Raw genomic sequence first — 8,454 nt, forward strand, 5'->3', positions numbered from 1 at the left:
CCCTCACCAGTTGGTGAGGGAGGCGGGCCTCCGGCCTTCACAGACGTCAGCTGCGTCAGCCTGCCACCGGCACGTACGGTGCGAGCGCCGCGGCCAGCTCCTCGTGGACCCGCGCCTTGAGCAGCGTGCCCTCCGGGGTGTGCTCCTCGGAGAGCACCTCGCCCTCGGCATGCACCCGCGAGACCAGCGCGCCCGCCGTGTACGGCAGCAGCACCTCGACCTCGACCTCGGGCCGGGGCAGCTCCGCGTCGATCAGCGCGAGCAGCTCCGCGACGCCCTCGCCCGTACGCGCGGAGACGGCGATCGCGTCACGCTCCGTGCGCAGCAGCCGCTGGAGGACCAGCGGGTCGGCCGCGTCCGCCTTGTTGATCACGACGATCTCGCGCACGTCCACCGCGCCTACCTCGCGGATCACCTCGCGCACGGCGGCGAGCTGCTCCTCCGGCACCGGGTGGGAGCCGTCCACCACGTGCAGGATCAGGTCGGAGTCGCCGACCTCCTCCATCGTGGAGCGGAACGCCTCGACCAGGTGGTGGGGCAGATGACGGACAAAGCCGACCGTGTCGGCGAGGGTGTAGAGCCGGCCGCTCGGGGTCTCGGCCCGCCGGACGGTCGGGTCCAGGGTGGCGAACAGCGCGTTCTCCACCAGGACACCGGCTCCGGTGAGCCGGTTGAGCAGGGACGACTTGCCCGCGTTGGTGTATCCGGCGATGGCCACCGAAGGCACCCTGTTGCGTCGGCGCTCCTGCCGCTTGATCTCGCGGCCGGTCTTCATCTCCGCGATCTCCCGGCGCATCTTCGCCATCTTCTCGCGGATCCGCCGCCGGTCCGTCTCGATCTTGGTCTCACCGGGACCACGGGTGGCCATGCCGCCACCGCCGCCGCCGCCCATCTGCCGGGAGAGCGACTGGCCCCAGCCGCGCAGCCTCGGCAGCATGTACTGCATCTGGGCGAGCGCCACCTGCGCCTTGCCCTCACGGGACTTGGCGTGCTGGGCGAAGATGTCCAGGATCAGCGCCGTACGGTCGACGACCTTGACCTTGACGACGTCCTCGAGGTGGATGAGCTGGCCGGGGCTGAGCTCTCCGTCGCAGACGACGGTGTCGGCGCCGCTCTCCTCCACGATGTCCCGCAGCTCCTGGGCCTTGCCGGAGCCGATGTACGTCGCGGAATCGGGCTTGTCGCGGCGTTGGAACACCCCGTCGAGCACGAGCGCGCCGGCGGTCTCGGCGAGGGCGGCGAGCTCCGCGAGGGAGTTCTCCGCGTCCTGCAGGGTACCCGAGGTCCAGACACCGACCAGGACGACGCGCTCCAGGCGCAGCTGCCGGTACTCGACCTCGGTGACGTCTTCGAGCTCCGTGGAGAGACCCGCCACGCGCCGCAGCGCGGCCCGCTCCGAGCGGTCGAACTGATCGCCGTCCCGCTCTCCGTCGATCTCGTGGCTCCAGGCGACGTCCTCTTCCATCAGGGCATCGGCCCGAAGGCTTTCCGTGCGGGAGTCCGCGAAGTTCTGCGTGTCCTGGGAAGGGGAGGAAGAGGAGGTCATTGGATCCTTACGTCGAAGGAAAAGTCCGTTACGTCAGTCACAACGCGTGACGGCCTGGATTGATTCCCGGCCGCGTCGCCGACTCGTCGATGGTGGCACGCTTCGACCCCGCCGTCACTCCGGTTTCCCCGCTCTTTCCGCTCTTCCCGCCCTTGCCTGCCTTGGGCGGGTCGCTGCGCCAGTCGGGGTGGCCCGGCATCGGCGGGGTCGTCCGGCCGTACAGCCACGGCCTGAGGAAGCCGGCCAGGTCACGCCCCGCGACCTCGGACGCCAGCGCGGTGAAGTCGGCCGTGGTCGCCGTGGAGTCCCGGTGGATCCGTACCCAGTCGCGTTCCAGCCGGGCGAAGGCGTCCTTCCCGATCTCCTGGCGCAGCGCGTACAGGACGAGGGCGCTGCCGTCGTAGACGACCGGCCGGAAGAGGCTGATCTGATCCCCCGGTGTCGGCGGCTTCGGGGCGGCCGGCGGGCCGCCGTCCGCCCGCCAGCCGTCGGACCGCCGGTAGGCGTCCCGCATCCGGGTCTCCAGCGCCTTGCCCGCGTGCTCCTGCGCGTACCTGGCCTCGTACCAGGTGGCGTGTCCCTCGTTGAGCCAGAGGTCCGACCAGGTACGAGGGGCGACGCTGTCGCCGAACCACTGGTGGGCCAGTTCGTGGACCATGACCGAGTCCACGTACCACTCGGGGTAGACGGAACCGGTGAACAGGGAGCGCTCGAAGAGAGAGAGGGTCTGTGTCTCCAGTTCGAATCCGGTGTCGGCGTCGGCGATCAGCAGGCCGTACGTCTCGAAGGGGTACGTCCCGACCTGTTCCTCCATCCAGCGGATCTGGTCCGGGGTCTTCTTGAGCCAGGGCTCCAGCACCTCGCGGTCGGCGGCGGGCACCACGTCGCGTACGGGGAGGTCGCCGGGGCCCTGGCGGTGCACGACGGCCGAGTCGCCGATGGAGACCTGCGCCAGCTCGGTCGCCATGGGGTGCCGGGTGCGGTAGACGAAGGTGGTGCGCGCGCCGGCCACGGCCCTGGCCACGGGAAGACCGTTGGCGACCGCGGTCAGCCGCCCGGGCACCGTGATCCGGAAGGTGAAGTACGCCTTGTCGGCGGGATGGTCGTTGCCGGGGAAGACCCGGTGGGCGGCGTCGGCCTGGTTGGCCATCGCCAGCCCGTCGGTGGTCCGCACCCAGCCGCCGCCCTCTCCGCCGGGGTCACTGGTGTGGCGGACGATGATCCTCGTCCGGTCGCCCGCCTCCACCTCCTCGGCGGGGGTGATCACCAGGTCCTCCCCGGCCGTCGCGAACCGCGCCGGGGCGCCGTCGACCTCGACGGAACGGACCGTGCCGTGGGTGAAGTCGAGGTTGATCCGGTCCAGGTGCTGGGTGGCGGTCGCGTCGATCTTGGTGACGGCGTCGAGGGGCTTGGTGTTGTCGCCCCTGTAGGTGAAGGCGATGTCGTAGGCGAGGACGTCGTAGCCGGGGTTGCCCAGGTACGGGAAGAGCGGATCCCCGATGCCGAGCGGCTGGGGCGGGGGCAGGGTCGCGGCGACGAGGGTGGCCGAGGCGGCGGCCAGCAGGGCGGCACGCAGTCGGCGGGAGGTGGAGAACGTTGACAGCACGGACCACGGCTATCAGCGGCCGCCCGGCGCGCGGCGGCGGCGCGCGCCGCCCCCACCCGAAAGGGGCAGGTGGTGGGTGGACCTGGCGGCCGGATGCCCCGAGGCGCGAAGTTGACGGCGGGTGAGGGCCTGAAGGAGCCCGCCGCGCGACGCCCGTCCTGGGGGACGTGCGGGCACGGCGGGCGCTCAGGCGGTCGCGGGCTGCTGCTGGGCGCGGCTGACGTCGTACACGCCCGGTACGTCGCGCATGGCGCGCATCAGACCGGGCAGGCCCGCCGCGTCCGGCAGCTCCAGCGTGTACGTGTGCCGTACGCGCTGTTCGCTCGGCGGCTCCACCGTCGCCGAGACGATCGCGGCGCCCGCCGTGGCGATGGCCTCCGTGAGGTCGGCGAGCAGCCGGGGCCGCCCGAACGATTCGGCGTACAGCGTCACCCTGCACTCCGGCGCGTCGCCCCAGCTCACCGGGATCGGGCGCCGGTCCAGCGCCCTCATCCGGTCCACGGCACGGCACTCCTGCCGGTGGACGGTGACCACGCCGCCGCGTACGGAGAAGGCGGTCACCGCGTCGGGCGGTACGGGCGTACAGCAGCCGGCGAGCCGTACGGTGGCGCCCGGCAGGTCCACCACGGCGTTGGGCTCGCCCCGCCGGTCGGCGGTGACGGCGAGCGCCGCGCGGGGCGCCGCGTCGGGCGTCCCCACGGCCTCGGGGTGGGCCGTCAGCCAGCCGGTGATCGCGATCCGCGCGGCGGGCGTACGGGCGTGGTCGAGCCACTGCGGCGAGGGCCCCGACGCGGCGTCCTGGGCCAGCAGCAGCTGCACCGTGTCGCCGTCCCGCAGGACCGTACTGAGCGGCGCCAGACGGCCGTTGACGCGCGCTCCGAGGCAGCCGTGCGCGGCCTCGCCGTGCTGCGCGTACGCGGCGTCCACGCAGCTCGCCCCCGCGGGCAGGCCGAGCAGCCCGCCCTCGGCGCGGAAGACGGTGATCTCCGCGTCCTGGGCCAGATCGTCGCGGAGGGTGGCCCAGAAGGCGTCCGAGTCGGTGGTGGCCTCCTGCCACTCCAGGAGGCGGGAGAGCCAGCCGGGCCTGGTCGGGTCGGCGCGTTCGCCGTCCTGCGGGTCCGCGGCGGAGGCGCGCTCCGTGCCGTCCTGGCCCCCCGTGGCGTCGGCGGACGCGTACGGGTTGCCCAGGGCAACCACCCCCGCCTCGGCGACCTTGTGCATCCGGTGCGTACGGATGAGAACCTCGGCGACCGCGCCGTCCGGGCCCGCGACCGCCGTGTGCAGCGACTGGTACAGATTGAACTTGGGCGCCGCGATGAAATCCTTGAACTCGGAGATCACCGGGGTGAAGCAGGTGTGCAGCTCTCCCAGCACCGCGTAGCAGTCGGCGTCCTCGGTGACCAGCACCAGCAGCCTGCCGAAGTCCGTGCCGCGCAGCTCGCCGCGCTTCAGTCCGGAGCGGTGCACGGAGACGGAGTGCCGGGGCCGCACCAGGACCTCCGCGGTGATGCCCGCCTCGCGCAGCACGCGCCTGACGTCCTCGGAGATGGCCGCGAGGGCGTCCCCCGCGGTGGCGTTGTCCGCGATCAGGGCGCGGGTCTGCGCGTACTCCTCGGGATGGAGGATGGCGAAGACCAGGTCCTCCAGTTCGGTCTTGAGCGCCTGGACGCCGAGCCGTTCCGCGAGCGGGATGAGTACGTCGCGGGTGACCTTGGCGATGCGGGCCTGTTTCTCGGGGCGCATCACCCCGAGGGTGCGCATGTTGTGCAGCCGGTCCGCCAGCTTGATCGACATCACCCGGACGTCGTTGCCGGTGGCGACGAGCATCTTGCGGAAGGTCTCGGGCTCGGCCGCCGCCCCGTAGTCGACCTTCTCCAGCTTGGTCACGCCGTCGACCAGGTAGCAGACCTCGTCGCCGAACTCCGCCTTCACCTGATCCAGCGTCACATCGGTGTCCTCGACGGTGTCGTGGAGGAGGGAGGCGGTCAAGGTGGTGGTCTCGGCGCCCAGTTCGGCCAGGATCAGCGTGACGGCGAGCGGGTGGGTGATGTAGGGCTCGCCGCTCTTGCGGTACTGCCCGCGGTGCGAAGCCTCGGCCAGGACATACGCCTTGTGCAGTACGGCGAGGTCGGCGTCCGGGTGGTGCGCGCGGTGCGCGTCGGCGACATGGCCGATGGCGGCCGGCAGCCGGTCCCTGGTGGCGGGGCCGAGTAACGCGGCCCTGCCGAGCCTGCGGAGGTCGATCCGGGGAAGACCGCGTCTGCGGCTGTGGGCACCAGGGCTGGTTGCCTCTGCGCTCATGGGGCACCTCCGGGCAGCATCGACCGGCGGGGAGAGGGCGGGGACGCCCTCCGGGCCGGTGCTTGATGCTATCGACCCCGTGGCCTGCGGCGGTCCCGGTCCCGCCCGACGTGAAACGGATCACCCATCCGAGCGAAGACTTAACCGAAGGCGGATTCGAGCCAGACCGGGTCGATGTGACCCTCCGCCACGATCTCGGCGGGCCCCGTCATCTCGATCCCGCCGTCCGGGCGCTCGGTGATGACGAGCCGTCCGCCGGGGAGGTCCACGGTGTACGTGACGGGCTCGCCCGTCACCGCGGGGTCGGCACCGTCCCTGCGGGCCGCGGCGACGGCCACGGCGCAGGCGCCCGTACCGCAGGAGCGGGTCTCGCCGGAGCCGCGCTCATGGACGCGGAGGGCGACGTGGCGCGGTCCGCGGTCGACGACGAATTCGACGTTCACCCCGTCCGGGTAGACGGACGCGGGGCTCACGGGCGGCGCCGTGAACAGGTCCCCCGCGTGAGCCAGGTCCTCGACGAACGCGACCGCGTGGGGATTGCCCATGTTGACGTTGAGGGCGGGCCACTGCCGGCCGCCGACCGTGACCGTCGCCTGCTCCTCGGGGAGCGCCGCGCGCCCCATGTGGACGGTGATGTCACCGGCCCCGCTCTGCGCACCGCGCCCATCCTTGGCGAGGTGCGCCTTCTTGACCCCGCCGCGGGTGGCGAAGGCCAGATCTCCCGCCTCCACGTGTCCGGCGCGCTGGAGGTACCGGGCGAAGACCCGCACTCCGTTGCCGCACATCTCGGCGACCGACCCGTCGGCGTTGCGGTAGTCCATGAACCACTCGGCCTCCCCGGCCATGGCACGCGCCTCGGGGTGGGCCGCCGACCGTACGACATGGAGCAGCCCGTCACCGCCGATCCCGGCCCGGCGGTCGCACAGGGCCGCCACCGCGCGCGGGGAGAGCTCAAGGGCGTTCTCCGGGTCGGGAACGATCACGAAGTCGTTCTCCGTCCCGTGTCCCTTGAGGAAGGCGATGGGCGCGGTCGGCCGGGCTGCGGTCTGCGAAGTGCTCACGGAATCCATCGTACGAGGCAGGTCGGACATCGCCGTCCGGAGCCGCCGACCATCGCCGTCCGGAGCCGCCGACGCGGCGGGCCCGGGACCACTCGGGGCCAGGACCGCGGCCCGCGCGGTACGGGGCCCCACGTCGGTCGCTTTATCGTGCCGGTGCGCGCCGTACGGGGCGGTCAGCGCAGCCGGGCGACCCGCCAGACGGCGAGGGCGACCAGCGCGGCGCCCACGGCGACGTACAGGGCGAGGACGCGCCAGTCGGGGCGCTCGCCCGAGGACCGGCTCGGCAGCCCCGGCCACGTGTGCCCGACGCGGCGCGCGGCCATCATCCCCGCGCCCGCGGCGCAGCAGCTGATCAGCAGCCCGAGCATGGCGACGACCGCCCCGCCGTCCCCGGTGCCGAAGGCGAGGGGGAAGGCGAACATGAGGGAGCCGACAGCGGCCAGCGTCACGATCGGGGCGAGCTGCCAGATCCGCAGCCGGGGCCGGGGCCTGAGTTCGACCTCGACCTCGTCGGCCAGGGTCTCTTCCTCCGGACCGTCAGGACTCAGCCTGGGGCCGTCCTCCGACGTCTCCGAGGACGTGGGTTCTCTGTCGCGAGGGCCGGCCTCCATCGCCACGCGCCCTCCCAAGTCGGACTCCACTGGTCGATCGATCGATGCCCGATGGTCGACCGTTGCTCGATGATGGCACGCCCGCGGGGACCGCACGGACGCCCTGAGCGTCCCGATGCCATCACGTGATCAGGCTGTGACCGCTCGTTCGACCAACGCGAGCGCCCGGTGCGGGAGTTCTTCGCGTTGCTCCGTTCCGCCGCCCAGCCAGTGCACCCGGGAGTCGCGGCGGAACCAGGAGTCCTGACGGCGCGCGAAGCGTTTGGTGGCGCGAACGGTCTCCACGCGCGCCTCCTCCTCGGTGCACTCGCCGGCCAGCGCCGCGAGCACCTGCTGGTAGCCGAGGGCGCGGGAGGCGGTACGTCCCTCGCGCAGCCCGCGCGCCTCCAGGGCGCGTACCTCGTCCACCAGACCCTCGTCCCACATCCGGTCGACCCGGCGCGCGATCCGCGCGTCCAGTTCGGGGCGGGCGACGTCGACGCCGATCTGGAGGGTGTCGTACACCGCGTCGTGACCCGGCAGATTGGCCGTGAAGGGCTTGCCGGTGATCTCGATCACTTCGAGCGCGCGGACGATGCGGCGGCCGTTGCTGGGCAGGATCGCGCGGCCCGCGGGAGGGTCGGCGGCGGAGAGCCGGGCGTGCAGGGCGCCGGAGCCGCGGAGCAGCAGCTCCGCCTCCAGCCTGGCGCGCACCTCGGGGTCGGTGCCGGGGAAGTCGAGGGCGTCGATGGCCCCGCGTACGTACAGCCCGGAGCCGCCCACCAGGACGGGCGTACGGCCCTGGGCGAGCAGCCGGTCGATCACCGCCCTGGCGGAACGCTGGTACTCGGCGACGCTCGCCGCCTGGGTGACCTCCCAGATGTCCAGGAGGTGGTGCGGCACTCCGGCGCGCTCCTCCGTCGTCAGTTTGGCGGTGCCGATGTCCATGCCCCGGTAGAGCTGCATGGAGTCCGCGTTGACGACCTCACCGTCGAGTTGCCGGGCAAGGTGTACGCCCAGATCGGACTTGCCGGCCGCGGTGGGACCGACGACGGCGATGACCCGCGGTGCGGTAGGTGCGCTTCTCACTGCCCCAGTCTCGCAAACAGCGGTCCTCTGCCTGAACGAGTTACGTGACAGCACGCCTCCGGGGCCGGCTCGGGGCAGGGCGGATCTTCATTCCCGCGAGTACGATATGGAGAGGTTAAGGGCGTTTTTTCATGGTTCGACAGCCGGCCCGGTGCCTCACCGTCCGCAGTCGGCTCCGTCAGGACGGAGCGGACGGCGGGCCGTGAGGCGGGGGAAAATCACCCCCAATTTGGCGGGTTTTTACTGCGTGGGGAGCGGGGC

Annotated in this window: 6 protein-coding genes; all 6 read right to left on the reverse strand. The window is 72.3% G+C overall.

From position 1 onward, the window contains the following. Positions 1–55: 55 nt before the first annotated feature. Positions 56–1,546, reverse strand: a complete 1,491-nt coding sequence (hflX, locus tag ACFXKG_RS40795) for a GTPase HflX (RefSeq protein WP_384850555.1) — start codon at positions 1,544–1,546, stop codon at positions 56–58. A 37-nt stretch (positions 1,547–1,583) separates the two neighbouring features. Continuing rightward, entirely contained in the window at positions 1,584–3,152 is a 1,569-nt protein-coding gene (locus ACFXKG_RS40800) for a M1 family metallopeptidase (RefSeq protein WP_384850558.1), read from the reverse strand. A gap of 186 nt (positions 3,153–3,338) precedes the next feature. Continuing rightward, positions 3,339–5,453: a RelA/SpoT family protein gene (locus ACFXKG_RS40805; RefSeq protein WP_384850562.1), complete on the reverse strand. Its 2,115-nt coding sequence runs from the start codon at positions 5,451–5,453 to the stop codon at positions 3,339–3,341. A gap of 140 nt (positions 5,454–5,593) precedes the next feature. Next, positions 5,594–6,523, reverse strand: a complete 930-nt coding sequence (gene dapF, locus ACFXKG_RS40810) for a diaminopimelate epimerase (RefSeq protein ID WP_384850565.1) — start codon at positions 6,521–6,523, stop codon at positions 5,594–5,596. Positions 6,524–6,687: 164 nt separating this feature from the next. After that, positions 6,688–7,125, reverse strand: coding sequence for a hypothetical protein (locus ACFXKG_RS40815; protein ID WP_382893585.1), 438 nt, complete (start codon positions 7,123–7,125; stop codon positions 6,688–6,690). Positions 7,126–7,254: 129 nt separating this feature from the next. Beyond that, positions 7,255–8,193 carry a tRNA (adenosine(37)-N6)-dimethylallyltransferase MiaA gene (gene miaA / locus ACFXKG_RS40820; protein WP_384850567.1) on the reverse strand — a complete coding sequence of 313 codons (939 nt, stop codon included), beginning with the start codon at positions 8,191–8,193 and terminating at the stop codon, positions 7,255–7,257. Positions 8,194–8,454: the final 261 nt, after the last annotated feature.

It is taken from the genome of Streptomyces sp. NPDC059255 (assembly GCF_042752355.1).
GTDB lineage: Bacteria > Actinomycetota > Actinomycetes > Streptomycetales > Streptomycetaceae > Streptomyces.